At 68.0% G+C, this 25,565-nt stretch carries 28 protein-coding genes, 1 tRNA gene and 1 pseudogene; 13 read left to right on the top strand and 17 right to left on the bottom strand.

Translation table 11 applies throughout. The features are described from left to right. Window positions 1-594: pseudogene (locus ACTHNQ_RS05315) on the top strand (FAD-linked oxidase); the annotation flags it as partial. Window positions 595-646: 52 nt separating this feature from the next. Here ACTHNQ_RS05315 and ACTHNQ_RS05310 read toward each other — a convergent pair. Next, window positions 647-1,360, bottom strand: coding sequence for an MBL fold metallo-hydrolase (locus tag ACTHNQ_RS05310; RefSeq protein WP_440331753.1), 714 nt, complete (start codon window positions 1,358-1,360; stop codon window positions 647-649). Between the two features lie 94 nt (window positions 1,361-1,454). Here ACTHNQ_RS05310 and ACTHNQ_RS05305 point away from each other — a divergent pair, with 94 nt between their 5' ends. Beyond that, on the top strand, window positions 1,455-1,979 hold the full coding sequence (locus tag ACTHNQ_RS05305; protein ID WP_440331751.1) for a TetR/AcrR family transcriptional regulator: 525 nt from the start codon (window positions 1,455-1,457) through the stop codon (window positions 1,977-1,979). 24 nt (window positions 1,980-2,003) lie between these two features. On the opposite strand, the gene ACTHNQ_RS05300 is transcribed toward ACTHNQ_RS05305, so the two are convergent. From ACTHNQ_RS05300 to ACTHNQ_RS05285, 4 genes are all read right to left on the bottom strand, one after another. Then, a complete protein-coding gene (locus tag ACTHNQ_RS05300) occupies window positions 2,004-2,606 on the bottom strand; it encodes a dihydrofolate reductase family protein (protein WP_440331749.1) in 603 nt (200 codons plus the stop codon). A gap of 22 nt (window positions 2,607-2,628) precedes the next feature. Then, window positions 2,629-3,567 carry an RNA polymerase subunit sigma-70 gene (locus ACTHNQ_RS05295; protein WP_440331747.1) on the bottom strand — a complete coding sequence of 313 codons (939 nt, stop codon included), beginning with the start codon at window positions 3,565-3,567 and terminating at the stop codon, window positions 2,629-2,631. Between the two features lie 127 nt (window positions 3,568-3,694). Continuing rightward, the gene (locus ACTHNQ_RS05290; RefSeq protein ID WP_440331745.1) at window positions 3,695-4,051 is read right to left on the bottom strand and encodes a DUF6804 family protein; all 357 of its coding nucleotides are present in this window, start codon (window positions 4,049-4,051) and stop codon (window positions 3,695-3,697) included. A 58-nt stretch (window positions 4,052-4,109) separates the two neighbouring features. Beyond that, the gene (locus ACTHNQ_RS05285; protein WP_440331743.1) at window positions 4,110-4,544 is read right to left on the bottom strand and encodes a VOC family protein; all 435 of its coding nucleotides are present in this window, start codon (window positions 4,542-4,544) and stop codon (window positions 4,110-4,112) included. Between the two features lie 219 nt (window positions 4,545-4,763). Between ACTHNQ_RS05285 and ACTHNQ_RS05280 the strand changes: the two genes are divergently transcribed. Together ACTHNQ_RS05280 and ACTHNQ_RS05275 are read left to right on the top strand one after the other, a co-directional pair. Continuing rightward, a complete protein-coding gene (locus tag ACTHNQ_RS05280) occupies window positions 4,764-5,879 on the top strand; it encodes a peptidoglycan-binding domain-containing protein (RefSeq protein WP_440331741.1) in 1,116 nt (371 codons plus the stop codon). 155 nt (window positions 5,880-6,034) lie between these two features. After that, on the top strand, window positions 6,035-7,351 hold the full coding sequence (locus ACTHNQ_RS05275; RefSeq protein ID WP_440331739.1) for a diguanylate cyclase: 1,317 nt from the start codon (window positions 6,035-6,037) through the stop codon (window positions 7,349-7,351). On the opposite strand, the gene ACTHNQ_RS05270 is transcribed toward ACTHNQ_RS05275, so the two are convergent. Then, window positions 7,345-8,526, bottom strand: coding sequence for an MFS transporter (locus ACTHNQ_RS05270; protein WP_440331737.1), 1,182 nt, complete (start codon window positions 8,524-8,526; stop codon window positions 7,345-7,347). The genes ACTHNQ_RS05275 and ACTHNQ_RS05270 overlap by 7 nt on opposite strands. A 57-nt stretch (window positions 8,527-8,583) precedes the next feature. On the opposite strand from ACTHNQ_RS05270, the gene ACTHNQ_RS05265 reads away from it, so the two are divergent. Beyond that, window positions 8,584-9,333: an ABC transporter permease gene (locus ACTHNQ_RS05265; protein WP_440331735.1), complete on the top strand. Its 750-nt coding sequence runs from the start codon at window positions 8,584-8,586 to the stop codon at window positions 9,331-9,333. 18 nt (window positions 9,334-9,351) lie between these two features. Here the strand turns inward: ACTHNQ_RS05265 and ACTHNQ_RS05260 are convergent, their stop codons facing one another. After that, window positions 9,352-10,953 carry an MFS transporter gene (locus ACTHNQ_RS05260; RefSeq protein WP_440331733.1) on the bottom strand — a complete coding sequence of 534 codons (1,602 nt, stop codon included), beginning with the start codon at window positions 10,951-10,953 and terminating at the stop codon, window positions 9,352-9,354. A gap of 81 nt (window positions 10,954-11,034) precedes the next feature. Here ACTHNQ_RS05260 and ACTHNQ_RS05255 point away from each other — a divergent pair, with 81 nt between their 5' ends. Next, on the top strand, window positions 11,035-11,610 hold the full coding sequence (locus ACTHNQ_RS05255) for a TetR/AcrR family transcriptional regulator (protein ID WP_440331731.1): 576 nt from the start codon (window positions 11,035-11,037) through the stop codon (window positions 11,608-11,610). 125 nt (window positions 11,611-11,735) lie between these two features. Here the strand turns inward: ACTHNQ_RS05255 and ACTHNQ_RS05250 are convergent, their stop codons facing one another. Both ACTHNQ_RS05250 and ACTHNQ_RS05245 read right to left on the bottom strand, forming a co-directional pair. Beyond that, window positions 11,736-12,413 (bottom strand): aquaporin, encoded by a 678-nt coding sequence (locus ACTHNQ_RS05250; RefSeq protein ID WP_440331729.1) that lies wholly within the window; start codon window positions 12,411-12,413, stop codon window positions 11,736-11,738. Further along, window positions 12,410-12,760 carry a metalloregulator ArsR/SmtB family transcription factor gene (locus ACTHNQ_RS05245; protein WP_440331727.1) on the bottom strand — a complete coding sequence of 117 codons (351 nt, stop codon included), beginning with the start codon at window positions 12,758-12,760 and terminating at the stop codon, window positions 12,410-12,412. Before ACTHNQ_RS05245 ends, ACTHNQ_RS05250 begins: the two co-directional genes overlap by 4 nt. 86 nt (window positions 12,761-12,846) lie before the next feature. On the opposite strand from ACTHNQ_RS05245, the gene ACTHNQ_RS05240 reads away from it, so the two are divergent. The 4 genes from ACTHNQ_RS05240 (at window position 12,847) to ACTHNQ_RS05225 (ending at window position 16,099) form a co-directional block, all read left to right on the top strand. Continuing rightward, window positions 12,847-14,163 carry an FAD-dependent oxidoreductase gene (locus ACTHNQ_RS05240; RefSeq protein ID WP_440331725.1) on the top strand — a complete coding sequence of 439 codons (1,317 nt, stop codon included), beginning with the start codon at window positions 12,847-12,849 and terminating at the stop codon, window positions 14,161-14,163. Then, window positions 14,160-14,672, top strand: a complete 513-nt coding sequence (locus tag ACTHNQ_RS05235; RefSeq protein ID WP_440331724.1) for an N-acetyltransferase family protein — start codon at window positions 14,160-14,162, stop codon at window positions 14,670-14,672. The genes ACTHNQ_RS05240 and ACTHNQ_RS05235 overlap by 4 nt, the downstream gene beginning before the upstream one ends. Before the next feature lie 72 nt (window positions 14,673-14,744). After that, entirely contained in the window at window positions 14,745-15,644 is a 900-nt protein-coding gene (locus ACTHNQ_RS05230) for a metalloregulator ArsR/SmtB family transcription factor (RefSeq protein WP_440331722.1), read from the top strand. Between the two features lie 38 nt (window positions 15,645-15,682). Beyond that, window positions 15,683-16,099 carry an arsenate reductase ArsC gene (locus tag ACTHNQ_RS05225; protein WP_440331720.1) on the top strand — a complete coding sequence of 139 codons (417 nt, stop codon included), beginning with the start codon at window positions 15,683-15,685 and terminating at the stop codon, window positions 16,097-16,099. Window positions 16,100-16,497: 398 nt separating this feature from the next. Here ACTHNQ_RS05225 and ACTHNQ_RS05220 read toward each other — a convergent pair whose 3' ends face one another. The 3 genes from ACTHNQ_RS05220 to ACTHNQ_RS05210 all read right to left on the bottom strand — a co-directional run bounded on the left by ACTHNQ_RS05220 (window position 16,498) and on the right by ACTHNQ_RS05210 (window position 18,958). After that, window positions 16,498-17,301 carry a hypothetical protein gene (locus ACTHNQ_RS05220; protein ID WP_440331719.1) on the bottom strand — a complete coding sequence of 268 codons (804 nt, stop codon included), beginning with the start codon at window positions 17,299-17,301 and terminating at the stop codon, window positions 16,498-16,500. Between the two features lie 77 nt (window positions 17,302-17,378). After that, entirely contained in the window at window positions 17,379-18,125 is a 747-nt protein-coding gene (locus tag ACTHNQ_RS05215; protein ID WP_440331717.1) for a hypothetical protein, read from the bottom strand. Next, entirely contained in the window at window positions 18,125-18,958 is an 834-nt protein-coding gene (locus ACTHNQ_RS05210) for a TIGR04255 family protein (protein WP_440331716.1), read from the bottom strand. Before ACTHNQ_RS05210 ends, ACTHNQ_RS05215 begins: the two co-directional genes overlap by 1 nt. Before the next feature lie 1,047 nt (window positions 18,959-20,005). Here ACTHNQ_RS05210 and ACTHNQ_RS05205 point away from each other — a divergent pair. Further along, on the top strand, window positions 20,006-20,611 hold the full coding sequence (locus ACTHNQ_RS05205; protein ID WP_440331714.1) for a hypothetical protein: 606 nt from the start codon (window positions 20,006-20,008) through the stop codon (window positions 20,609-20,611). Between the two features lie 49 nt (window positions 20,612-20,660). Here ACTHNQ_RS05205 and ACTHNQ_RS05200 read toward each other — a convergent pair whose 3' ends face one another. The 4 genes from ACTHNQ_RS05200 to ACTHNQ_RS05185 form a co-directional block, all read right to left on the bottom strand. Next, window positions 20,661-21,071 (bottom strand): hypothetical protein, encoded by a 411-nt coding sequence (locus ACTHNQ_RS05200; RefSeq protein ID WP_440331712.1) that lies wholly within the window; start codon window positions 21,069-21,071, stop codon window positions 20,661-20,663. 718 nt (window positions 21,072-21,789) lie between these two features. Next, a complete protein-coding gene (locus ACTHNQ_RS05195; RefSeq protein ID WP_440331710.1) occupies window positions 21,790-22,005 on the bottom strand; it encodes a hypothetical protein in 216 nt (71 codons plus the stop codon). A 95-nt stretch (window positions 22,006-22,100) separates the two neighbouring features. Next, window positions 22,101-22,817, bottom strand: coding sequence for a hypothetical protein (locus tag ACTHNQ_RS05190; protein ID WP_440331708.1), 717 nt, complete (start codon window positions 22,815-22,817; stop codon window positions 22,101-22,103). A gap of 22 nt (window positions 22,818-22,839) precedes the next feature. Further along, entirely contained in the window at window positions 22,840-23,019 is a 180-nt protein-coding gene (locus ACTHNQ_RS05185; protein WP_440331706.1) for a helix-turn-helix domain-containing protein, read from the bottom strand. Window positions 23,020-23,148: 129 nt separating this feature from the next. Here ACTHNQ_RS05185 and ACTHNQ_RS05180 point away from each other — a divergent pair, with 129 nt between their 5' ends. Together ACTHNQ_RS05180 and ACTHNQ_RS05175 are read left to right on the top strand one after the other, a co-directional pair. Next, window positions 23,149-23,730, top strand: coding sequence for a hypothetical protein (locus ACTHNQ_RS05180; RefSeq protein ID WP_440331704.1), 582 nt, complete (start codon window positions 23,149-23,151; stop codon window positions 23,728-23,730). Window positions 23,731-23,741: 11 nt separating this feature from the next. Beyond that, complete coding sequence (locus tag ACTHNQ_RS05175; protein WP_440331702.1) at window positions 23,742-24,965, top strand: tyrosine-type recombinase/integrase; 1,224 nt, start codon at window positions 23,742-23,744, stop codon at window positions 24,963-24,965. A 463-nt stretch (window positions 24,966-25,428) separates the two neighbouring features. On the opposite strand, the gene ACTHNQ_RS05170 is transcribed toward ACTHNQ_RS05175, so the two are convergent. Next, a tRNA-Ser gene (locus ACTHNQ_RS05170) sits at window positions 25,429-25,515 on the bottom strand. Window positions 25,516-25,565: the final 50 nt, after the last annotated feature.

Genomic DNA, 25,565 nt, shown 5'->3' with positions numbered 1-25,565 from the left:
GAGCTGCCGCCGTTCCTGTCGGGCCGGTCGCTCGTGGTGATCGACGGGGCGATCGAAGAGACGGATGCCGCGGCATCCGCTCTGCTCGAGCCGCTGCGCGCGCTGCAGCCCGAGATGGACACCTTCGCCCGCATCCCGGCGCCCGCACTCGTACAGGTGCACATGGACCCGCCCGAGCCCTCGCCGTCGGCGACGTGGCACGCGATGCTCGGCGAGCTGCCAGCCGAGGCGGTCGACGCGTTCGTGGCCGCCGCCGACGAACCGGGACTCTTCGTGCACGAGCTGCGCCACCTGGGTGGCGCGCTGAACCGTCGCCCCGAGGCCGGCGGCGCGATCGCCTCGCTCGCGGGGCAGTACGCCCTGCACGCGGTCGCGATGGTGCCGGTGCCCGAGGCGGCACCCGCGGCGACGGCGGCCGTGCGCGCGGCAGTCGCAGCGCTGGCCGCCTGGCACACCGACGCGCTGGCGCTCACCTTCATCGACGCGCCGGACGCGGACCGCGCCCTCGGGTTCGGCGCGGCGCGGGCGCGCCTGCGTCAGTTGAAGCTCGACTACGACCCCGCGAACCTGTTCGCCGCCGCGCGTCCGGTCTGACCCTGGGTCGGGGGTGCGTCACGTGCGTGACGCACCCCCGACGTCCGACCGCTCAGGCCGCGGCCTGACGAACCTCGGCCGCGACGTCGGCGGGTGAGCCGCGCCACGGCGTGCCGTGCCCGGGCAGCACCCACGACGCCGGCAGCCCCGCGAGGCGGTCGAGCGAGGCCAGCGCCTCGGCGGGGTCGTCGGTGAAGGGGGCGGGCTGGAGCCCGGCGCGGCCGGTCAGCACGTGGCGCGTGGTGAGCGCGTCGCCGACGAACACGGCGTCGGCGAGCTCCGAATAGACGGCGATGCTTCCGGCCGAGTGCCCCGGCATCCCGACGATCACCGGCGAGCCGGGCAGGTCGAGCACGTCGCCGTCGTGCACCTCGACCACTTCGGTCACGTACTTCGTCGGCATGGCGCGCTTGCGCAGGGCGTACCCGAAGAACCCGAGGGTGGGGCCGAGCTTCATGGGGGGCATCTCGACCTTGCCCTTCTCTCCCGTGCGGGCGCGCTCGGCGTCGGCCTCGTGCACATAGACCGGGACGCCGTGGTCGCGGCGCAGTCGTTCGGCGAATCCGATGTGGTCGCTGTCGCCGTGGGTGAGCACGACGCCCTTGACGTCGGCGGGGGTGAGGCCGAGGACCTTCAGCTCGCGGACGAGATCGCCGTAGTGGCCGGGAAGTCCGGCGTCGACGACGGTGACGCCCTCGTCGGTCACGATGAGGTAGGCGGCGACGATGTCGTTGCCGATGCGGTGGAGGTGGGGTGCGAGCTTCATGACGATCCTTCTGGTGTCGGTGCCGCGGGGGATTGGCATGGCTACGATACGTAGCTATGATGGCTACTGTCAATAGCCATCGAGAGGATGCCTCATGCCGACGCCGGAGCGCACGACGAACGCCGAGATCATCGCCGCCGCGCGCGACCTGCTCGAGGACGCGGGGCTCACAGGGCTCACGATGCAGCGCGTCGCCCAGCAGGTAGGCGTGCGGGCGCCCTCTCTCTACAAGCGTGTGCGCGACCGCGACGCCCTCGTCGCAGCCGTCGCCGAGGCGACCGTGGCCGACCTGACCGGGCGGCTGGAGGCATCCGATCGCTCCCTCGAAGGCCTCGCGCGCGCCTACCGCGCCTTCGCGCACGACCGGCCCGAAGGGTTCCGCCTGATGTTCGGCGGCACGGCGCCGCGGGAGTCGCTCGATCGCGCGGGGCTCATGATCGTGCGCAGCGCGGGCGAGCTGGCGGGAGAGGAACACGCCCTGGATGCCGCACGCCTCGTGACCGCGTGGGTCACCGGGTTCGTGCAGATGGAGCTCGCCGGGTCGTTCCGCCTCGGCGGCGACGTCGACGCAGCCTTCGACTACGGCCTGGCGGCGCTGCGCCGCGGACTCGGAGCCTGACCCCGAGCCCGCGGCGCAGCCTGCTCACGCCGCCCGGCGCGTCCGGTGCACGGTGAGGCTCGCCGGTCCCGTGAGCTCCGACGACACCAGATCGAGCTGCACGGCATCCCCGAACAGGCGGCGGCCCTCGCCGACGGCCGTCGGGAAGGTGATCAGGCGGTACTCGTCGATGAGGTCGGCCTCGCGCAGCGCCGTCACCACCGAGTGGCTGCCGATCACCACGACATCGCGTTGCGCGACCGTCGCCGACGCCCAGTCGACCAGGTCGCCCGACAGGGCGTGCGAGTTCTCCCACACGTCGTCCGGAAACGGACGGCTCGTCACGACCGCCTTCTCTGCCCGGTTCATCGCTTGCGCGAACACGTTGTCGCGTGTCGGCCACAGCTTCGAGAAGTGGTCCCACGTGCGGCGCCCGAACAGCAGCACCCCGGTGTCGTAGATGTCGCCGAGCCGGAACTTGTCGCCCGCCACCCCTTCCGGCCCGTAGGCCATCGCCCACCCGCCGAAGGGTGTGCCACCGCGGCCGTCCGGATCCTCGACCACCCCGTCCAGGGTGATGTACTGCACGACGATCAGTCGTCCCATGTCGTCCTCCTCGTTCGCCCGCTCCGGCGGGTTCACAGGCATATACGGATGGGATGCCGCGAACTCATCGCACCGCGGCGGATTCGTTCTCCAGCAGCGCGAACAGGCGCGGATCCTGGTACACGAGCACGTGCCGGATCGCGCCCGATGCGTCGCCGTCGAACAGCTGGACGGTATGCGGCTGCGCACCGTCCGGCGTGAGGCGCGAGAGCAGGATGCCGCGCTGGCCGTTCGCCGAGACGGGGGTCGTCCGCCACGACGTCCCGCGACGTGCGAAGAAGTCCGCCATGAAAGCGCGGTAGGTGTCGCGGCCCGTCGACCATGCGGGCACCGGGGGCATCTCGAACACGAGGTCGTCCGACACGAGGGCCGCCAGCGCCGCGACATCGGCCCGCTCGATCGCCCGCGCGTACCCCTCGACGGCCGACGGTGCGAGGTCGTGCGGACGCCGGGTGCCGGCAGAGATCGCCGCACGGGCGCGCTGCAGCGCGGAGTTGGCCGAAGCGACCGACACCTCCAGCACCGCCGCCGTCTCGGCCGCCGACAGGCCGATCAGGTCGCGCAGCACGTACGCACCCCGCTGCAGCGGCGACAGGGACTGCAGCATGGCTGTGACGGCGAGGCGGACGTCGCTGCGCCGCTCCGCCGCCGCCTCGACCTCGGATGCCGCCACCCAGCCGGTCGGCGCCGGCATCAGCCACGGCACGTCGAACGCGGGGACCAGCGGCGCGCCGACCTCGATGCCAGGTGCCTGCAGGTCGCGGGGGAGCGGGCGGCGCGGCGTCTCACGCAGCCGGTCCACGCACACGTTGCGGGCGATGCGGAACGCCCACGTGGCGAGGGTCGCCCGCGTCGGATCGAACGAGGCACGCGCCCTCCAGGCGCGCTCCATCGCGTCCTGGACGGCATCCTCCGCCTCGAACGGCGAGCCGAGCATCTGGTAGCAGAACGCGAGCAGCCGCGGTCGCAGCTGCGCGAGCTCATCGACGTCGAACGTGCTCACAGCGCGAGCATAGAGCGCGCCGGCGACGTCAGGCTCCGGCGGGGTCGGCGTGACGTCGTCGAGGGTCTCCTGAGCCCGACCCGGCCCTGTTCTGAACTCGCTGGTCGGCTCGCAGGGTAGTCGTGCGTCAGCGCTTCTTGGGTCCGTCGGCGGGCGGCTGGTACTTGATGAGGCCGCCTGCGACCAGGAACACGACCGCCGCGATCGGCTGCGCGGCGACCCACACCGGGCCGCTGAACTCGAACGGATAGATCGGGTTCCAGATGACGGCGATCGCGGCGAACACCGGCAGCCACCACCACTGCTTGGCCTGGATCGCGAACCATCCGACGATGACCGCGAAGATGGCGACCACGAAGCGGATGAGCAGGAACCAGTCGTTGCCGATCAGCAGCGGTGCGAGGAACAGAGCGATCGCCGCCAGAATCCCCGGGGCGAGCGCATTGCGCTGGTACGCGACGGGCTGCGGGGTGCGTGCACTCATGCCTCGATCCTTTCACCTCGAGTCATGAGCGCCCGCAGCGGGAGGCAGGATCACCCCCTCACTGCAGGCAGAACTCGTTGCCCTCGGGATCCTGCAGCTGGAAGTAGTACTCGGGCCAGGGACCCCACTGCTGATCGACCACGCGGACGACGCTGGCCCCCAATCCGACGAGCCGGTCCTTCTCGGCGTCGAGGATCTCTTTGTGCGTGCGAGGGTCGTCGGGGTCGCGGGGCACGTTGACGTCGAGATGGATGCGGTTGCGCCCGGCCTTGGGGCCATCGGCGTGGTGGAAGAACAGTCGCGGCCCGACCCCCTCCGGATCCTCCGCGAGTGCGCGTCTGTCGAGATCGTCCGCCGTCAGCCCGGAGTCGAGCAGCTCCTGGCGCAACGGGTCCTCCCACTCCGCAGCCGGATAGCCGAACACCGCCGACCAGAAGTGCGCGAGCGCGCGGGGGTCATCCGCGTAGAACGTGATGTTGCCGAGTGTCGCCATCGTCCGCCTCCTGCCTCGCACAGCACCTTCGCAGGGGCCTCCGACACTGCGCAACGGCCGGTCGCAACTTCTTCGGGCGAAGGCCGTCAGCGGTGGGATCCGCGAGCCAGTCCAGAGAGCGGGCCCACATCATCCCCAGCGGGTGAGCCGCCGCGCGTGACCGCCGAGTAGCGTGTGCGCCACGGTGCCGCGAGGGAGGACGCTGTGGGGAACGAGCCGGTGAAGAGATGGACGCTCACGACAGGCGCGGTGATAGGAACGGTGGTCCTCGCGATCGGCCTCAGCGGCTGTGCGGGCGAGACGTCGCCCGTCGATCGTGCCCAGTCCCGCGTCGCCGCGAAGGAGAAGGCGCTCACCCAGGCGGAGCAGGATGCCGCCGACGCGGCGAACGCCTTCTGCGATGCGAGCAAGGACTACATCCTCGCTCTCGACCGCTACGGCGACGTGCTCCACGAGACGCAGCCGACGGTCGGCGACGTCCGCGCCGCAGGCGCCGACCTGGCGCAGCCCCGGGAGGACGCCTTCGACGGTGCACAGACCGCGATCGACGCCCGCCAGCAGGTCGCAGTAGCGCAGGCGGAGCTCGCCGACGCGCAGGCGGCGCTCGAGCAGGCCGAGGCCGGGCCGACGGGCACCCCATCCGCGGTCACGCCGCAGCCGGCCCCCACGCAGGCGGTGCCCGACGCCGTCGTCCAACGTGTCGAACAGGCCGAGTCGGACTTCGCCGACGCACAGGGCGCGATCACCGACGACACCCCGTTGGCCGATGCATCCGAGCGGTTCAACAGCGCTGTCGTCGCCCTCGAGTTCTCGTGGATGCGGCTGTACGCCGACGCGGGATGCATCGCCGACGACCAGGTGCTTCAGGCCCAGCAGGCGGTCAGCGCGTACACGTCGGCGCTGCAGCAGGATCTGGCGGATGCCGGGTACTACGCGGGGGCGGTCGACGGCGTGTACGGCCCCGAGACCGTCGGTGCGGTCGAGAGTCTTCAGAGCATCCACGGACTGCCGGTGACGGGAACCGTCGACGACGCGACCGCGGCCGCGCTCCAGGCCGATCTCGCGGCGCTCGGCGGCGCGGCGGTGCAGGAGTCGATCGCGAGCACCGCGGCGGTGCAGCACACCCTCAAGCTGCTCGGGTTCTGGGACGGGCCGGTGGACGGGGTATGGACGCCCGAGCTCACGGATGCCGTGGTCGAGCTGCAGACGAAGCTCGGGGTCGAGCCGACCGGTGCCGTTGATGCGGCTACGGTCAGCGCGCTCGAGAAGGCACTCGAAGAGCTCGCCCAGCCGCCGTCGCAGGACCCGACGCCGTCACCGTCGCCGTCGAGCTGAGGCATGCTGCTCGCGGCGGCACGGCATCTCGCCGCATCCGCCTCCACGGGCGTGTCGGGAGCGCCGACGATTGCCCAAAGCGTCTGCCATGGAGCAGGATCGGCTCGAGTCCTTGCGTGTGGTCTCGCGTCGATGCTCGAGGATGGAGGCGGCCGGTGGGCGAATTCGAGACGCTGCCGCTGGGTGTGGTGCACACCGATCACCGCGGCGTGGTCTCCCGGGCGAACCCCTGGTTCGTGGAGTGGGTCGGCTGCGCCGCCGATGAGGTCATCGGCCGACCGTTGGACGCCTTCCTCGTTCACGCGGACGGAGACTTCTTCCCTACCGCGGAGGGGACCGGCCCCTGGATGATGCTGGATTCCGCCACGCAGCAACGAGCGTTGATGATGAGCCGGCATCGAGACGGCGACGGCGAGATGCTGGTGCTCACCGAGGCGTCCGAACGGTTCCGTCTGCTCGCGGGCCTGCGTCAGCGGTACATGCTCGCGGATCGCACACGGGCGCGCCTGGAGCTGCTCATGGACTCGTCGGTCGCCTTCGCGACCGCGGCCACCGAGCAGCGCCTCGCGGATGTCCTCGCCGACACCACCTCCCGGGCCTACCGCGCCGAAGAGTCGAGCGTGTTCCTCCGGCAGGCCGACCGGCCCTCGCTGGCGGCGGCCGGCCGGAATCCGCTGAGCGACCACTTCGACGTCGACGCGCTGCTCTCGATGAACTCCACGGAACGGCGGGTGGTCACCATCGCCGATGAGGAGTCCGCGGAGCGGCTGCTGCCCGGGCTCGCGGCTGCCATGCAAAAGGCCGGACTGCGAGCGCTGATCTCGACGTCGCTCCACCACGAGGACTTCGAGTTCGGCTCGTTCGTCAGCTGGTTCCATCACGAGAGGATCTTCGACGACGAGGCCGCCCCGCTCGCGGAAGCCCTCGCCGGACAGGCCGCACAGGCTCTGGCCACACTGCGCCTGCAGGCGCGGCTCGCCCACGCCGCCCTCCACGACGAGATGACGGACCTGCCCAACCGGCGCCTGCTGGAGATGCAGATGGGCAAGATCGTCGGTCCTGCCGGGCACGCCGCATTGTTCATCGATCTCGATGGGTTCAAGGAGATCAACGACCGGTTGGGGCATCAGGAAGGCGACAGGGTGCTCCGCGAGGCCGCGCGGCGACTGAGATCCTCGCTGCGCCCTGACGACCTCGTGGCGCGCTACGGAGGGGACGAGTTCGTCGTCGTCTGCCCCATCAGCGACCCCTCCGACGCCTCGGTGGTCGCCGAGAGGATCCTTCTGGCGATCCGAGATTCACCGGACGACGCCAGGCCGATGGGAGCGAGCATCGGCGTCGCCGTCGCGCTGCCCGGCACAGCTGTCTCGGTGGAACGGCTCATCCGCCTGGCCGACGTCGCCATGTACAGGGCCAAGGGCGCGGGCGGGAACCGGATCGAGTACGCCGCGGACGCCCTCGGGATTCACTGACCGTCTGCGCCTGATCGCCTGCCAAGCGCTGCCCAGCCCACAGCCCCCGATCCGGCGGTGACGCCGGCGAGGACGAGCAGCGCGGCGGGGAGCGTCCACGCGGTGGCGACGGCGCCCACGAGCAGCGGACCGCCGGCGTCGCCGAGCTCCCGGCCGAGCTCGGCGTTGCCCATCGTGCGGCCCATCCGCTCCTCGGGCGTCGCCGCGGCGAGGTGCGCGAACGCGAGTGGAGTCACCGTGCCGACCATGGCGCCATAGGCGACGGCGGCGGCGAACAGCGTGACGACCGCCGGCGCGAGCGCGAGCCCGACGGTCGCGGCCGCGGCGACGGCAAGGCCGATCGCGGCGCCGGCGCGGGTGGTGATGCGCCCGGCGTCCCGCAGCGGCCCGATGAGCGGCTGCAGGGCGGTGGAGACGAGCGCCAGGACGGCGACTGCGGCGGCACCGGCCAGCGGGTGCAGGTCGAGGCGGGTCGCGAGCAGCGGAAGGAATCCGACAGCGACTCCGAGGACGGCCGTGCTGGTCGCCAGCAGCAGCGTAGGCACGAGGAAGCTGCGCTCCGTGGTCTGCCGGACGAGGTCGAGGAGGGTGTACCGGGGGCGCGGCACCACAGGCAGCGCCGGCATCGCGAACAGCACCCAGATCGCCGCCCCCGCCGCGAGTGCCCCCAACGCGACGTACAGCGATGGGATGCCGAGCGTGTAGGCGAGCGCGACGCCGATCAGCGGGCCGAGCACGTAGCCGAGGCTCTTCCACGCCCCGTACCGGCCGAAGTACCGGCCGAGCCGCTCCTTGCCGGCGAGCCTGGCGACGGCCGCGGACGACGCCGGCGAGAACGCGGAGGCCGCGGCGCCCTGACCGAGGCGGGCGATGGCCAGCACCAGGGGGGTGGGGCTGATGAGCGCGATGAGGGATGCCCCGACGAACCCGAGAAGCCCGCCGACGATGACTGGTTTGGCGCCGATCCGGTCGCTCAGCGCGCCGAAGATCGGCTTCAGGAACACCTCGGCGACGTCGTACAGGGCGAGCACGGCGCCGAGGCCGAGCAGCGAGAGGCCGATGTCGTCGGACTCGGACCCGAGCACGCTCGCGACCCCGTGTGCGCCGAAGGCCGTCGTGAACCCCGCGAGGTACAGCGGCGCCAGGCTCGACGGTCGCAGATCGGTTCTCGCCACGCCTCTGACCGTAACGTGCGACGGGAGGGTCCGGGCACGGGTGAGTAGGCTCCGCGTGTGGAGATCCTGTTCGAGTTCCTGCCGTCGCTGGTCGGGATCCTCGTGCTGACCCTGGTCGCCACGGTGACGCTCTTCGCCTTCCGCGTCCCCGGGAGGTTCGCGCCCGCCGCCGCCATCGGGCGGGGTGCAGTCCAGCTCGCGGCGATCAGCGTGATCCTCACCGGCGTGATCAGCGATCCGGCCTGGATCCTCGTGGTGCTGATCGTCATGTTCACGATCGCCTTCTGCGTCGCATCCGGACGCATCGGCTGGTCGTGGCGTGCGGCGGCGACGATGTCGTCCTCGATCGCGGCGGGGGTGGCGGTGACGCTGGTCGTCGTCTTCGCCACCGGCGCGTTGGAGTTCACCCCGCGGTACGCCCTGGCGATCGGCGCGATCATCATCGGCAACGCCATGAGCGTCGCCACATTGACGGGCCGGATGTTCACCACCGCCGTGGTCGACCACTGGGACGAGGTGGAGGGGTGGCTCGCCCTCGGCGCCACGCCCCGCGCCTCGACCGTGCAGCTCGCCCGCCGCGCGATCCGGGATGCCCTCATCCCGAGCATCGATCAGACGAAGACCACGGGGCTCGTGGTGCTTCCCGGTGCGTTCGTCGGCGCGATCTTCGGCGGGATCTCGCCGCTGGAGGCCGGGCGGTTCCAGATCATCGTGCTGGCGGGGATCATGGCGTGCGGGTCGATCACCGCCGGCCTCGTCGCGAGCTGGATGGGCCCCGTGCGGACGAAGCCCGCCGGGCTGCCCTGATAGCCCGAGACCCCCGGATCAGTCGGCTGCGCTCGCCGCCAGGACGTCCACCTCCGACGCCTCGGATTCGCGCCGCGACTTCAGCGTGGTCGACGCGGCCAGCGCGATCGCGAGGAATCCGGCGGCGGTGTAGGCCGCGTAGGAGCTCGCTGTCGTGAAGCTCTCCGCAGCGACATCGCCGATCTCAGCGGTCGCATCGTTCCCGCGCAGGGCGGGGATCGCGGCACCGGCGCTGTCGGTGACAGCGGCGACGATCTGGTCGCGCTGATCGGCGGGCACGCCCTGCAGCCGGCTGTCGAGGTTCGTTCCCAGAGCGCTGAACAGCACGGTGCCGAGGATGGCGACACCGAGCGCGGAGCCGACCTGCCGGGCGGTGCTCTGGGTGCCCGACGCCTGTCCGCTCCGATCGACGGGCACGTCGGCGAGAACCACGTTGGTCACCTGCGAGCTCGCCAGGCCGATGCCGAGGCCGTAGACGAAGAGCAGCCCCGCGATGACCGGCCACCCGGTGTCGGTGCCCAGCAGCACTCCGAGCACAAGCACGCCGATCAGCTCCAGGGCGACGCCGAGCCGCAGCATCCCGACCGGGCTCATGCGACGCGCGAGGCCGCTCACCACCCCCGTGGCCAGGAAGGAGCCGACCGCCAGCGAGACCAGGGCGAGGCCCGCCTGGAGGGCGTCGTAGCCGAGCACGTTCTGCATCCACATCGGAAGGACGAACAGCAGGCCGAGCTCGCCGAGACTCACGATCATGGCGACGAGGTTGCCGTTGCGGAAGCTGGTGAGCGAGAACAGCCCGAGCGGCAGGAGGGTGGATCTGCCGAGGCGTTCACGGCGTCGCTCCCACAGTAGGAAGCAGACCAGGGCGACGACGGCGACGACGAGCAGCAGCAGGGTGGGGGAGAGGTGCCACGGCCAGGTCCAGTCGCCGATGGTCACCGGGTCGTTCACGGTGATCCAGCCGAGCGTCCTGCCCTCGATCAGGGTGAACACGAGCAGCCCGATGGCGAGCACGCCGAGCAACGCGCCCAGGAGGTCGAACCTCTCGGGGTGTTCGGACTTCGACTCGCGGATGGTGAACGCCCCCGCGATGAGGACGAAGAGGCCGAAGGGCACATTGACGCCGAATGCCCAGCGCCACGAGAAGTCGGTGATCAGCCAGCCGCCCAGCAGTGGTCCGAGTGCGGCCATGCCTCCGATGATCGATCCCCAGATCGCGAAGGCGATGGTCCGGTCGCGCCCGCGGAAGCCGGCGTTGATGAGCGACATCGTGCCGGGCAGCACCATCGCTCCGCCGACGCCTTGCGCGACCCGTGCGGCGATGAGGGTGGCACCGTCGGGCGAGAGGCCGGCGGCGATCGAAGCGGTCGTGAAGACCGCGACACCGATCATCATCAGCAGGCGTCGTCCGATCCGGTCCCCGAGCGTGCCGAACGCGATCAGGAGGGCGGCGAAGACCAGGGTGTAGGACTCCTGGACCCACTGCACCTGGGTGGATGTGATGCCGAGGTCGTCGACGATCGCGGGGATCGCCACGTTGACGACGGTGGTGTCGACGATGATGAGCGACACGGCGATGCCGATGACGACGAGGCCGAGCCAGCGGCGAGTGGATGACATGCTCGCATCATACCGACACAACGTCGGTAAGATTCTGAGAGTGGCCGGGGCGCGTCCGGTGCCGCGTGGGATGATGGCGGGATGCCGAAGATCTCCGCTCCGACCGTGGCAGAGCATCGCGCCTCTCAGCGTGCCGCGCTGCTGCGGGCGGCGGCGCAGATCGTGACGGACGAGGGTGTCGACGCTCTGAAGCCGGCCGCCGTCACCGCGCGCGCGGGGCTGGCCCGGTCCAGCTTCTACGAGTACTTCGCATCGCGGGACGATCTCGTGGTCGCCATCGCCGTCAACGCGTTCGACGAGTGGGCCCGGGATCTCGAGGTGCAGCTCGCCGGTGCGGAGCCGGGCCTTCCGCGGTTGCGTCGCTATATCGATGCGACGATGGCGATGAGTGCCGACGGCAAGCATGGGCTCGCGACGGTGCTGCAGCAGGCCGAGATCTCGCCGCAGCGCATGGAGGATGTTCTCGCGTTGCACGATGCGCTGCTGCTGCCCCTCATGAGCGTGCTGAGGGATGCCGGAGTCGAGGATCTTCGATCGACCATCCCGCTCGTGAACGGCGTGCTGGGGGCGGCGGTCAAGCAGGTCTCGGAGGGGGTCGATGCTGAGGCGGTGGCTGACAGGGTGTTCCGCATGCTCACCGCCGGCATCCTCTCCTGATCGGCCGGATCGCCCTGCGTGATGTTGCTGACTTCATGTCGGCAAGCTTGGGACCTCGGGCAGTGACCTGAACGCGTGCGAGCGCCGTCAGGCCGCTCCGTCGACCGGGAGCAGTCGGTCGCGCGTCACGCCGATACGGCGGCGGTGGTAGGGAAGAGTCCGCGAACGGCGACGTAGCCGATCGCCGCGCCGGCGACCTGTGCGGCGATGAACGGCAACACCGACGAGGGCGCGATGCCGGCGAACGTGTCGGTGAACATGCGGGCCACCGTGATGGCGGGGTTCGCGAAGCTCGTGGACGACGTGAAGAAGTAGGCGGAGCCGATGTACGCGCCCACCGCCGGTGCCGCGAGGTGGGATCGTCCCGTGCGCACGAGCGCGAAGATCAAGAACACGAGGCCCGCCGTCGCGACGACCTCCGAGAGCAGCCGCGGGCCGTCGGCCCGCTCTGTCGCGCTCCATGCGACTGGAGGCACTGCGAACATCACGTTCGCGAGAATCGCGCCGGCGATGCATCCGAGGGTCTGCATCGGCAGATAAACGGCTGCCGTTGCCCAGTTCTTTCGATGAAGGGCGATGTCGACCAGCGAGACCACGGGGTTGAAGTGCGAGCCCGACACTGTGGCGAAGACGAGGATCAGCACCGCGAGACCGAGGGCGGTCGCGAACGCGTTCTCGAAGAGCTGCAGCCCGACATCCGTGGGGGAGAGCTGCTGAGCGGCGATTCCCGACCCGATGACGACCGCGGCGAGTCCTGCGCTGCCGAGGAACTCTCCCGCGGCAGCGCGGATGGGGTCGGTCACGAGGCGACGAGCAGCTGGGACACGCGGTCGAGCGCGCCCGGGACGAGCGTGAAGTACGCCCACGTGCCCCGCTTGCTCCGGGTCAGGAACCCCGCGTTCGTGAGGATCTTGAGGTGGTGCGAAACGGTCGGCTGGCTCAGGCCGACAGGCTCGATCAGGTCGCACACGCATGCCTCGGCGCCCTCCGATGCCGCGACGATCGACAGCAGACGCAGGCGAGTCGGATCTGCCAGGGCCTTCATCGTCGCCGCGAGCCGATCCGCCTCTTCCGCCGTCAGCGGTTCGCGAACCAAGGGCGCACAGCACGCGCCGGCGGTGATGTCGGTCACGTCGAGCATCGTGGTCATATATCGACAATAGTCGATATTGACAGGTGTCGATAGAGCGTTGCAGAATCAGACATCGAAGTTCATCGATATCACTGGAGGATGCTGTGACCCTGCTCGACCTGACTCCCCGCGTCGCCGACACGAGCCGCATGACGACACTGCCCGTCGCGATCATCGGTGCCGGACCCATCGGGCTGGCGGCCGCCGCCAACCTCGTCGAGCGCGGCATCGACTTCCTGATCTTCGAGGCAGGCGAAGAGGTTGCGGCCAGCGTGCGCTCGTGGGGGCACACGCGGCTCTTCTCGCCGTGGAAGCACCTCGTCGACCCGGCATCCCGTCGCCTGCTGGAGCAGCAGGGGTGGGTGCTGCCCGACCCCGAGCGTGCACCGTCGGGTGCCGAGCTCGTCGAGAAGTACGTCGCGCCGCTCGCCGCGCTGGAAGAGATCGCGCCGCACATCCGCACGGGTGCGGAAGTGGTCGGCGTCACGAAAGATGGCATGGACCGCACTCGTACGGCCCGTCGCGCCGCGACCCCCTTCTCACTGCGGGTGCGCACCGCCGATGGCGAGGTCGAAGACATCGTAGCCCGCGCCGTGATCGACGCATCCGGTACCTACCTCTCGCCGAACTCGCTGTCGTCCAGCGGGCTCGAGCTGCTGGGCATGAGTGAGATCGCCGACCGCGTGACCGCGGCCCTGCCGGATGTCCTGGGGCGGGATCGCGCCGTGTTCGCGGGGCGACGGGTGACCGTCGTCGGCGCCGGGCACTCCGCCGCGAACACCCTCCTCGCGCTGGTGAAGCTCGCGCGTGAGGAGGCCGGGACGACCGTCAGCTGGCTGATCCGCAACACGAAGGCCGTGCGGGTGTCGTCGTCCTCTGACGACGAGCTCGTCGGCCGCGCGGACCTCGGCAGCCGGGTCGACCGCGCCGTCCAGCGCGGAGACATCACGGTCGTCGATGGCTTCGAGATCATCCGGGCCCGCCGCGTCGGCGACGCCGTGGAACTGGTCGGACACCGCGGCGGCGAGGTCGTCGCCCACGACACCGACGTCGTCGTCAACGCCACGGGATTCCGCCCGAACCTCGATATGCTGCGCGAGATCCGGCTGGAGCTCGACGAGATCGTCGAAGCGCCCAAGCGCCTCGCGCCGCTGATCGACCCCAATGTCCACTCCTGCGGGACGGTGGAGCCGCACGGGTTCCGCGAACTGACCCACCCGGAGCAGGGGTTCTTCATCGTCGGCATGAAGTCGTACGGTCGCGCGCCGACCTTCCTGCTCGCCACCGGCTACGAGCAGGTCCGCTCGGTGACGGCGTGGCTCGCCGGCGACACGGCGTCGGCCGCGAACGTCGAGCTGGTGCTCCCCGCCACGGGCGTCTGCTCGACGGATGCCGCCAGCGGTGGTTCCTGCTGCTCATGACCCGGGTGCGCGTCATGGAACAGGCCGACTGGCCTGTGGTCGAGCGGATCTACGCGCAGGGGATTGAGGACGGAGAGGCGACCTTCGAGGTCGCCACACCCTCGTGGGACGCGTTCGACTCGGGCAAGCTGCCGGGTCTGCGCTTGGTCGCGGCCGACGACGACGGCACGGTGCGCGGCTGGGTGGCGGCGTCCCCGGTGTCGTCCCGCCCCGCCTACCGGGGCGTCGTGGAGCATTCCGTCTACGTGGATCGCGCCGCACGGGGCCATGGCCTCGGACGACTCCTGCTGGGAGAGTTCATCGCCGCCGCCGAGGATGCCGGTGTCTGGACGATCCAGTCGAGCATCTTCCCCGAGAACACTGCGAGCCTGCGGCTCCACGAAGCTGCCGGATTCCGCGTGGTGGGGCGGCGTGAGAGGATCGCCCGGGCCGGTGTCGGACCGCACGCCGGAACCTGGCGAGACACGATCCTGATCGAGCGCCGCAGTGAGCGGGCTGGCCGAGTCTGACGATTGATGACGCGAGCCGCTGACCGCCCTGGGCATCGGCCACCGCTTCTTTGCAGAGATAGACTGCGATCTATGGGTCAAGCGACGGCTCTCACCTCTGTGGGTGATCCAACGCGGGCGCGGATCCTTCGCCTCATCCGCGAATCCGACGACGGTCGGATGCTGGTCGGCGACCTGGCGAACGAACTCGCCCTCCGCCAGCCCACCGTGAGCCATCACATGAAGGCGCTCCGCGAGGACGGTGTCGTGGTGCGTGAGCCGGACGGTCGTCGCGTCTGGTACTCGATCGCAGACGATCATGCCGAGCGCGTCGATGCGCTCCTCGGCACCGTCGAGCAGGGTGCGCCGCCCCCGGATCTCGATCGCATCGTGGTCGATCTTGCCCAGCGATTCCGCGGCGTGTTCCGCCCCGAGACGGTCCGCGCCAAGGTCGTCGAGAGCTACGAGCTGCTCGCGAGTCGGTCGGAGTCGCCGCTGCTCGCCAGCCGGACGGCGGCCTTCGCGGCGGCGCGGCTCACCGCGCTCGGGGGTGCCCGAGCGCGCCCGAGCGGCACTTCGACGATCCTCTTCGTGTGTGTGCAGAACGCCGGTCGCTCTCAGATCGCCGCCGGGATCCTCCGTCAGCTCGCGGGGGATCGCGTGACGGTCTGGACCGCCGGCTCAGCGCCCGCGGGCGATGTGCGCACCAGCATCGTCGCGACGCTCGACGAGATAGGCGTTCCCCTCGGCGGCGAGTTTCCGAAGCCGCTGACCGACGACATCGTCCGTGCCGCCGACGTCGTCGTCACGATGGGTTGCGGCGACGCCTGTCCGATCTACCCCGGTCGGCGGTACCTGGACTGGGAGCTGGAAGACCCGGTGGGCAAGCCGGCGGAGCGGATCCGGCTCATCCGGGATGACATCGAGACCCGCGTGCGCGGGCTCCTGGCGGATGTGCTCGTCAGCAGCGAGACCGCTTCCTCTAATCAATAGATGTTGGTCTATGCTTTTCGCGAGGAAAGCGAGACCCGATGACCGACAAGCCCACCGTCCTGTTCGTCTGCGTGCACAACGCCGGTCGATCCCAGATGGCCGCGGGCTACCTGCGCGCTCTTGCCGGCGACGATGTCGAGGTGCTCTCGGCCGGGTCGGCCCCGAAGGAGGTCATCAATCCGGTGGCCATCGATGCGATGGGGGAAGAGGGCATCGACATCGCGGGGAACACCCCCAAGGTGCTGACAGTGGACGCCGTCAAGGAGTCGGATGTCGTCATCACCATGGGCTGCGGAGACGCGTGCCCCATCTTCCCCGGCAAGCGCTACGAGGACTGGGAGCTCGACGACCCGGCCGGCCAGGGGATCGAGGCGGTGCGCCCGATCCGCGACGAGATCCGGGCGCGCGTCGAGCGCCTGCTGGCCGAGCTGCTGCCGGCGCACGGCGGCGAGTGACTCGAAGATCGATATGGCGGAGGATGGGGGATTCGAACTCTCATTTTCTGAGGCGCGTATGGGCCGTTTTGCCGCGTAATTCCGCGGTTTTCAGGATGCCTCGACTCATGGCCGCCAGCATGTTCCTGCATCGATCTGCACGGCGTGTCGCCGGTTAATGTGCCATAACTGTGCCACGAGCGTCCGTCGACAGACGGGTCGCTACGCGTAGCTCGCTCACGCAGGTCTCGGGCGTTTCGTATCAGTCCTGAGAGCCAGACTTAGCATCGCCGCTGAGCCGCGCCGCGCCCATGCCGATCGTGAGGTGCTGCGGTTGTTGATGATCGGCCGAGGGCAGTGTTCCGGCCTCCGGGCGGCCGATATATGGGCTGCGTCGATCGCCAGTTGCACCTCGTGAGCTATTCGAAACTTCCTCGCCCGAGAGCGGGGACGTTGAGCGGGATGCTCGCACGGTAGTCGCGAATATCCCATTCGGCGAGTGTGCGAAACGCGATGGCAGCCTGCGCGATGCCGTGCGCCTGCAGCAACTTGCGTTGCGCCTTCCAGACATCACGCAGAGGCGTCCGCCACGAGGGATCGAACTTCGTATCAGTCACCACCACCGCGCGCACCAATTGGGGAGATAGACGGGATCCTCTCAGGATCTCGAGCCTGATCTGCTCAACATCGTCACACCAAACAGCGGTGCCCTTTGCTCTGCCGATGGCGCTGTTGAACGCGTTCACGATGAGGTCGGCAACTGCATCGTGAAGCGCAGGACGGCGGAACTTGACTCCGATGCGCTGAGCGAGTGCTAGTTCATCTTCCTCATTGGCGAACCCCTCCACGGGCACCGTCGTCAAAAGAACACCCTTACTAATCGGAAAGCTAGCCCGAAGATCAATCGCCCAATCGGCCGTATCGATCGGCGCAGCGGTCAGGTAGACGTACTCGCCCACTTCACCCCGCTTGATCTGTTCCAACTTCTCGCCGCTGAAGGCAGCGCCAACGTCGCGCACCGGACACACCTGCACCAAAGGATGACGCTTCCCTGGACCCGTCAGTGCGATGTCGCAAGTTTGCGAGATCACCGCCAAGTGCCCGGTGTCGGATAACTCGCCGGCCACCGCCGCAAACCCCGACGCATCTTCAACTGCATTCGCGCCAGTGACCGGATCGTCCACGCCGGACTGAACAATCCACGTCCCGAGGTCTGCCGCCACGAGATGCCCCTGCCTCCAGAGCGAGAGGGCACCACCGGCGTCGGCCGGCCAGGTCGCAGGTATGAGGTCGTCGATAGTCAAGGATGCTGGCCTCGCCTCACGACGCGTGGAGTGGGTCTCTCAGCAGAGCGAACGATCGGCATCTCAACGTCACCGCCGACACCCGCAAACCTGACGTCGCCGATTTCCTTCGACTCTCGCTTCTGGACGCCAATCGCCAAGTCGATCAGATCATCCCACCGTCGTTCGAGCAGGGCGCTGCGGCGCTCACGCGATGCATTCAGCCACTCCCCGAGAGGACGGTCGACTATTGAGCGAAGCTCTTCGATTGTGTCGGCGAGCCTCCAAAGTTCCTTTGCGCTCGACAAGCGCGGACGGGTGGCTGCGGATTTCCCACGCCAAGAGTGGAATGTGCGTTTGCGGATGCCGGTGGCGGTGAACATTTCGCGCTGACTGAGGCCCAGCTCGTCCGCGATCCTGAGGAATGTCGAAACGGGGTCGGCTGATCCTCGCGAAATTTCCTCGGGGTCAACGCTCCGCGGCTCGACGTTGACGACAAACAGCACGTTCTTCAGTGCTGTGTGGGAAAAGTTGACGAGTTGCTGACCTGTAGCACTCACAACGACTCGAATGACCTCGCTGCTGTGCACCGGGTCGAGGTTTGCCGAGAAGAGCTCGAAGGCGCTGCGCAGTGCGGGCGGTGTGAACGCGGCCGCCACTGGCGTGACATCATCTTGAGGCGCATCTGACTCTCGCTGAGGCGATGTTGGAATGAAGCGCGGCGTCCCATCAGTGAAGGGTTCGATTGCAATCGTGCTCGACATTAGCTCTGCTCCTTCCCTTGCAACTCCTGAAGATAGTCCGATGTCACACATGCTTGAAACAAGCTGAGCGCTGTTCGGTTCAAACGTTCGGCGGATGCGACGATCTCATTCGCATCGAAAGCGCCGGCCACATGATTGAACACGTCGAGATCGATCACGTAATCGACCGCCCGGCTGGCCTCGTTGGTGGTGGGGCCGTGACGCAGGACTGCCGCATGGTGACGGTCGAGCGAGATGTCTATGTGCTGTTGCGCGCCAGTTACGAGGTGTCCGAACACGGGGTTGAGAGCCGGACCGATCAGTGAGGGAGCGATGCGGTCTCTCCAGTCTGAAGGCGAGGCGCAATCGCGCTGCTGGAATCGGTCGACGTATCGAAGACCAACTCGCTGCAGAAGGGTCGGCTTCAAATGCTTGCTCAGCACGTCCAACAAAGCATCGAGCGGCGTCTTCAAACTCGTGCCCCAACGTTCGTAGTCACTCGTTTGGACGATCACGCTCCCGGGCAACAGAGTCACGCTCTGCGCTCCGCCCTTAGTCGCGATTTGCCAGCCTCGGGTCTGAGATCCCTGCCACGTCGGCCCGCTCGCTCCGAAGTTGACCTGCACCGCTCCCTGCGTCGCCGCCTCGATCGATGTGAAGTCAAGCCCGGTTGCCTTGTTCAGCACTGATTGCGCAGCTGAGGCAAAGGACGCTGGCACGTCCTCGGTCGCCGCGACGAATCTGACCTCGACCACTGCGAGTTCGAGTGGAGCTTTGACCAGTAGCGATCTGTCTGCGGGCGGAAGCCCGCCGACGAGATCCGAAGTCGCGTTTGCCGTCGGCTCGATGCTCACTGATCCCCGATTCACAACATGCACTTTATGTGCACCTTCCGACAACGATAACAACGTGGAGCCGGTCGCACCACAGAGTCATGGGCGGGCGATGTTCGGGGTGTACTGAGCGGTGATGCACGTGGCGCGCGGATGGTTTGGGCCGAACGTGGGGCGATTCACGTGGATGGTGCTTCAGTCCCACGTCCAGGCCGCTTACTGTTCGACTTCCCAGGGAGGGAAGTACGCTTCATCAGCGCTTGCCGGCTCAGCTTCGTCCGCGAGGTCAAGGCGACCCAGCTTTGGCCCCGGCCGCGTAGCCAGGTCACGAGCTCATCTCGTTCACGTAGAAGCCTTGCCTCCTCATGGTGGAGTTTCTCAAGGTCACGGCTTAGTGCGCCAAGGCGATCCAGCCCGGCGCGGGTGTCGCGCCACTTGCGTGTTAGTCGGCGGTCTGTAGCCGCCCGTTCGTCAGCCGCGAGTAATTCGTACTGCGCGTGTTCGAGCGCCGCGAGCTGGCGCGCTCCAGCGGCCTCGCGCTTGGAGTTCCGGCGCCCGCGGGCCATGTAACCAGGTTGTCACGCGTGCCCAGCGTTTTCAAGGGATCCGAGCGTGCCACTGAATAGTGCCTGCGTGCATTGCCTCTTGGTTCTCGATCGTCTCTTGGTTCTCGTCGGTCCTTCGTCTCGGTCTTCCTGATCCTCTTCCTCTTCCTCTTACTCTTCGTCTTCGTCGTCTTGTTGGTCTTCTTCGTCCTGGGTGGGGCCTGGGTCCTAGGCCCTGGCTCTTCGGTCTCTGGTCGTCGAGCCTCGCCTTGGTAGGGGAATTCGTCGGTGCGGCGTCGGTTGAGTCGGCGCGTGCCCCCTCCGACGTCGGCCCCGTTCGGTTACGGCGCACCACCATCGCGCACATCACTGGCCGGGCTATCTCAAACCAGCGAGCGCCACACAGTCGAGCGTCGGCCTCGCGGCTACGTGCGCGTGGCCGGCCACCCACTTTGGGATGCAACGATCGCGGAAGCTTCCGGTAGCTTCGGGGCATGCAAGCTCCTGATGGGATTCACGTGCAGTGCTCGATCAACTGATCGCACGCGTCGGGTCCGATCGTCCCGTTAATTTGCTCGAGCTGCAGGATGTCGACGCGCTGCTCCGCACAGGCGGCGGAACATCCATCGGTAACGGATTGCTGCGGCTCCACACTGGCTACTCTGCACAAGCGGCGGACATCTTCGTGCGTGCAGCGTTCCCCGAATTCTCGAGGCGGGTCCGGTGCTTCGCGTTCGACTGGTTAGGCCGCCAGTTCTCCATAGACCTCGAATCGGCTGATGACTCTCACTCCGGGGTGATCTTGATGCTCGAGCCGGGCACTGGTGAGGTGCTCACCATCCCCGTCGTACTGAGCGAGTTCTTCCACGAGGAGATCGTCGACTACCCGGATGCAGCTCTCGCCGAGTCCTTCTTCATGGAGTGGAAGGCGTCAGGCGGCCGCGCGCCCGCCTTCACCGAGAGCGTCGGCTACCGAACACCGCTGTTCCTCGGCGGCGTCGACGAAGTCTCCAATCTCGAGCTGACCGACACCGCGGTCTACTGGGACGTCGTTGGTCAGATCCGCATCCGCGCGAGCGAGCTGCCGGCCGGAACTCGAATCGGCACTGTGACAATTGACGACGAGTAGGCCTTGAGGTCGTCAGATCGAGCACTGTATCGCGCACCTCGCCACAGTGCTACGTGAGAACCTTCAGGTCGGCGAGGATCGCTTGGATTGCGGTGAGTTCGTCGGCGATGTGGCGTCTGCGGGCGAACGACTCTGCCCCGCTCACAGCTTCACTGAGAAGACGAAGAAGCACGTCACGCCGGTCGGCGACGGGACCGGGAGGAACGGCCGCCTGCACCATTAGATGGGACGTGGCTTTGCTGAAGCGACCAGTGCGGACCCCGATGAAGTCGTTTGGCGCCGACTTTCCATCCACGTGAAACACGGCGTTGAGGTTGAGCGGACTCGAACGGCCCTCACGCAGGAGGATCACTTGCTTGCCAAGCTCGCTGATCGACCGTTTCCACGCCATGCTCTCGGTGTCCGAGTCGCCGAGAACGGCGCCAATCGACAATGCCGGCGACGTCGTCGTCCTGTCCATTCCCCGAGGGTAACTACGCCGGAACGATCCCCGGATCATGCGGACCGGCTTCCGCTCGTGTCGCCGGCGTGCGACTGCCGCCCTCGATGCGCCGGAGCCCAGCTCACCTGGCGGACGCCGCAACTGGTTTAGCCGGCGCAAACCGAGACCTGCGGTGGAGACACCGTCGTGGCTTCCCCGGGAACACCTTGCCGTCCCGGTCGATCGCGGACCAGGTGCCTTGGTGCCGCCCGAGCCGGCACCCAACATTCCCGCCGCGCTTAAGAAATAGCTCCGCTCGATCGCCGACTCTGTGCCCGCGAAACGACCGGCATGCGCACGTCCGACGGCGGGCATTCAGTCCCTGTCCTACTCGCGAGGGACCAACGACTAGGGTCGGGCTATGCCGTCCGTCGCTGACAGTGTCGAAGAGATCAGAAGGGCCATCGAGCAGCTTCACTCCGCTGCCGTCCACGACGAAGATGTGCAACGGCGTCGATCCGCGGAGCAACTCGAGCGGCGGTTCACAGACATCGTCAACCCTGACGACCTCCGGGCTGCGGCTCGAGATGGTCTCCGCATGTACAGCGGCGGAATGGGCGCCTTTCAGGACGCCGGTACCCCAGCCGTAGCATCGGCGATCGCTCGACTGAGCGAAGGGCTACGCCACGCGATCTAGAGCCAACAGCGCGCTGGTCATGACCGACTGTCAATGCGCTCTGGCGGCACATGAGTCGCGCTACTGCGGCGCCGGAAACCCATACTTTGACGGATTGGCGAGCACAACGTCGACGATCGTCGCGCCCTGGCTGTCGAGTCCAACCTGGCGGAGGAGATCGATCGCGGCGTCCGCTCGACGACCAGCGACCGCCGCGTCCCATTTCTCAGCAAGACCGGCGACGACCAACCGTTCGTTCACGGTCATTCCCGCGAACTCGGACTCTGGTTGGAGCATGCCGCGATCATACGCTCTGGCCTGTCGCCGCTCGGGCGCAGCCAGGTCGACCGTTGCCCACGAGAGGACAACCCTGCATGACGGCCTGAGGCGTACTACGCGACAGAGCGATCTGGGCGGAACGCGCACACTGCACACGTGCCGTCGGTGACGAGCTTGTGACCGTCGACCGTGCAGTCCCAGCCGCCGATCGACAGTCGGTTCTCACGGGCCTCCAGCGCCGTCCTGGCGCGAGCGCACGCACCGCAGGGCTCCAAGGTGCCCTCTGGGTGATTCGCGCAGAATGGCGAGTCGGCGTTATGCGTGACGTGGGCCGTCGTCTCACGCGTCGCGTAGGCTCTCGTCTTCTTCCCGGGTTCGATTAGGGAGCCTGAGCCTACGTTCGCCGTCACGTCACGCGCTCCGTTATGCGTCACGTCCCCGGGATGCAGCGCGCCGATCGCTCGCGGCGGGGGAGTGGCAGCGGTCATCGCCCGCTGGCGTTCGCGATACTCCTTCTGCCGCCGTCGGGCGCCCTCGCGGTAGCGCTCGACTTCCTCTGCAGTCGACTGCCGGAGAGCAGTCGTCCAGCCGACGAGGCGGTAGCCGTCGTCCACGTGCTCCCAGAGGCCGGCGCGCTCGAGCTCGTCGAATGCGGCGGGGTCGTCACCGTCGGGATGGAGATACTTCGAGTACCGGGCCGGCACCACGCCGTCCGTTCCCTGGCCGTTGCACCACATCAGGGCGCCGGCGAGCACCCGGAACGCGCGGTCGCTGAGATTGTCGATGCGGATGCTCCCCAGCCACTCGGCGGGGAGGCGAGCGTCGACCATGACGATCAGGTGAGGCTGCGGCTCAGGGCTCGACGCCGAAGACTCGGAGCAGCGCCGCGCGGGGGATCATCCGGCGCGGTCCGAGCTGCACCGTGGGGATCGTGCCGCGCTCCACGCCGAGCTTGATGGTGCGGTACTCGACGCCGACCAAATCGGCCGCGTCCTTGTACGTGAGAGCGAGTGAGTTCGGTGAGCGGTTCATCTGCATCTCCTTCGTGAGCCACCAATGTCATCACACGCGCACACCGTAGCACTTCCCTGAGCCAGTCACGACATGAATGCGTCATGTCGTACCTTGTTCAGCGAATTCCTGCCTGCGATACTGGCGGGCATGGTGGACCTCGAGAACGTGGACGTCAGCGATGAGCGCGTCGTGGTGGGCAACGGCGTCAGCGTCCCGGCGAGCTGGACGGTCGTCTTGAGGAGTGAGCCCGACGTGCCCGGCGAGATCCGCGTCCGCGCCGCGTACGACCCGCGCCTCAGTCGGATCGTGGCGACGGAGGTCAGTGTGAGCCGGAGCGGCGAGGGCGACGAGGTGACGAGCCTCACCTTGCGGGAGGTCCGCGTGCAGACTGCCCTTCAGGTCAGTGGCTTGAGAGTTTCCACAGTTGAGGAGCCCGACCATGTGATCTGTTCGGGCGGGGACTACATTCGGCGCATGCGCACACGCGAGGGGCGCGACCTCACGGCGAGCGTGGTGGACGCGTCTACGACGTACAGGCTCGCGGCCGCCATCAATCTGCCACCGTTGAGGGCGGTCGCCGACTGCCTCGGGGTCAGTCAGAGCACTGCGACTCGGCTGATGAACCGAGCCCGTCTTGCGGGTCTCGCGCCGGGAGTGGACCTCCCTGACCCGTCGGCGACGGGGCCGATGATCAACACGCCGGCTCCCGGCGGTCCGACGATCGGCTGAAAGGAAGACGGATGCCGCGGCGATCGAATCAGGACGGCACAGTCTCGTCGTATACGACGCAGTCGGGGGAGACGAGATACCGAGTCGCCTACTGGGTGGAGCGTCCCGATGGAGACTCCGTCCGCCGATTCCGACGCGGGTTCGCCACCGAGCGAGACGCGCTCAACGCACTCGTCGAGGTGCAGGTCGACATTCGTCGCGGCGTCCACGTCGACGAGACGCGCGAGACCTTCAACGCCTATGCGGAGAAATACCTCGATTCGCTTCGCGTGCGCCCGACGACCCTCGCCGGCTACCGCAAGCACTTCCGTGTCCATGTGCTTCCGTCGTCGGTCGGTCGCTCGCCCATCGCCGACATAACCAAGGACCAGCTGAACCGCTTCTATCGGCAGCTCGAGCAGACCGGCCGGAAGGATCGCGGTCACATCGGGGAGTCTCTGGGCGCTGCGACGGTCAGGCACGTCCATGTGCTGATCTCGCAGGTCCTGCAGCACGCGCTCGAGGATGGGTTGATCCGCTTCAACCCCGCGAAGCGTGCGTCGCCGCCGACGAAGCTCGAGGCCGCACCACCGGAGATGACGACTTGGTCGGCAGAGGATGCACGGCTCTTCCTCGATTGGTCCGAATCGTCGGGGGACTACCTGTGGCTGGCCTGGCTGACGCTTCTCGGCACCGGGATGCGGCGTGGCGAAATCCTTGGCCTCCGATGGAAGGACCTCGATCTCGACAACAACGTGATCACGATCGCCCGCGCCATGTCGTACGTGAAGGAAGCCGGCAGCAGGCCCGTGATCGACTTCCGTGCGACGAAGAGCGGGCGTGTTCGCAACGTCGACATCGACGCCCGCCTCGCGGAAGCGTTCCGCGCGAAGCACGAGATGCTCCGTGCCGTCTCTCCGGAGCATGCCCGAGGCGAACACCTGATTTTCTGCAATCGCTATGGGGAGCCGCACAATCCGACGCAGTTCTCCCGCCAGTGGCGGGAGCGGGTCGCCAAGGCGGTCGAGGCGCATCCGGATCTCGATGCGCTGCACCTACACGAGCTGCGTCACACCCACGCGACACTGCTGCTGCGCGCAGGCGTGCATCCCAAGATCGTGTCGGAGCGGCTCGGGCACGCGGACATCCAGACGACCCTGAACACGTACTCGCACGCGGTAAAGACGCTGCAACGCGGTGCCGCAGACCTCGTGGGGGCGCTCCTCGCGCCCGCGGGGCTCGAGCAGCCGGTCTGAGCGAGCTCAAGCTCTGGCATCCCTCCGACAATCAGCTGACCCAGCGGGCGGGGGCGGTGAAGTGTCCGTTGTGAGCGGTTGCTAAGCGGAGCTCGGAGCGCAGCGGAGAGTGGAGTCTGCAAAGAGCGAACGGCGGACACGCAACTGCCCCGGTCCGCTACGCTCTGGCGGTCGGAGGGCGCAACGGCAGGGTTTGTCATCTCGCTCCGTGCTGCCCGGACACGTGAGATTTCGTGCTTCTCGGGCGTGTCGAGCGTCGCGCCACGATCGGATGAGTGTCCGAAAACCGCTAGCGCCGGTTGTGACATGAGGCAGTCATGTCGCAACCGGCGCATCAGCCTGGTCGAGATCCGCGGAATTCCGGGCCTCTCGGAGACCGAAAGTGAACGATAACTGTGCCACGAACTGTGCCACGAGATTTCGAACGGGTCGCGATCCCTTGAAAATACTGGGATCGCAGGTGCGGAGGATGGGGGATTCGAACCCCCGAGGGGTTTCATCCCCAACACGCTTTCCAAGCGTGCGCCATAGGCCACTAGGCGAATCCTCCGGGCGGTCCCGGAGGACCAGAGAACATCCTACCCTGACGCGGCTACCGTC

Source organism: Microbacterium sp. (genome assembly GCF_051953575.1).
Lineage (GTDB): Bacteria > Actinomycetota > Actinomycetes > Actinomycetales > Microbacteriaceae > Microbacterium.
This window is presented reverse-complemented; position numbering and strand designations above follow the sequence as displayed.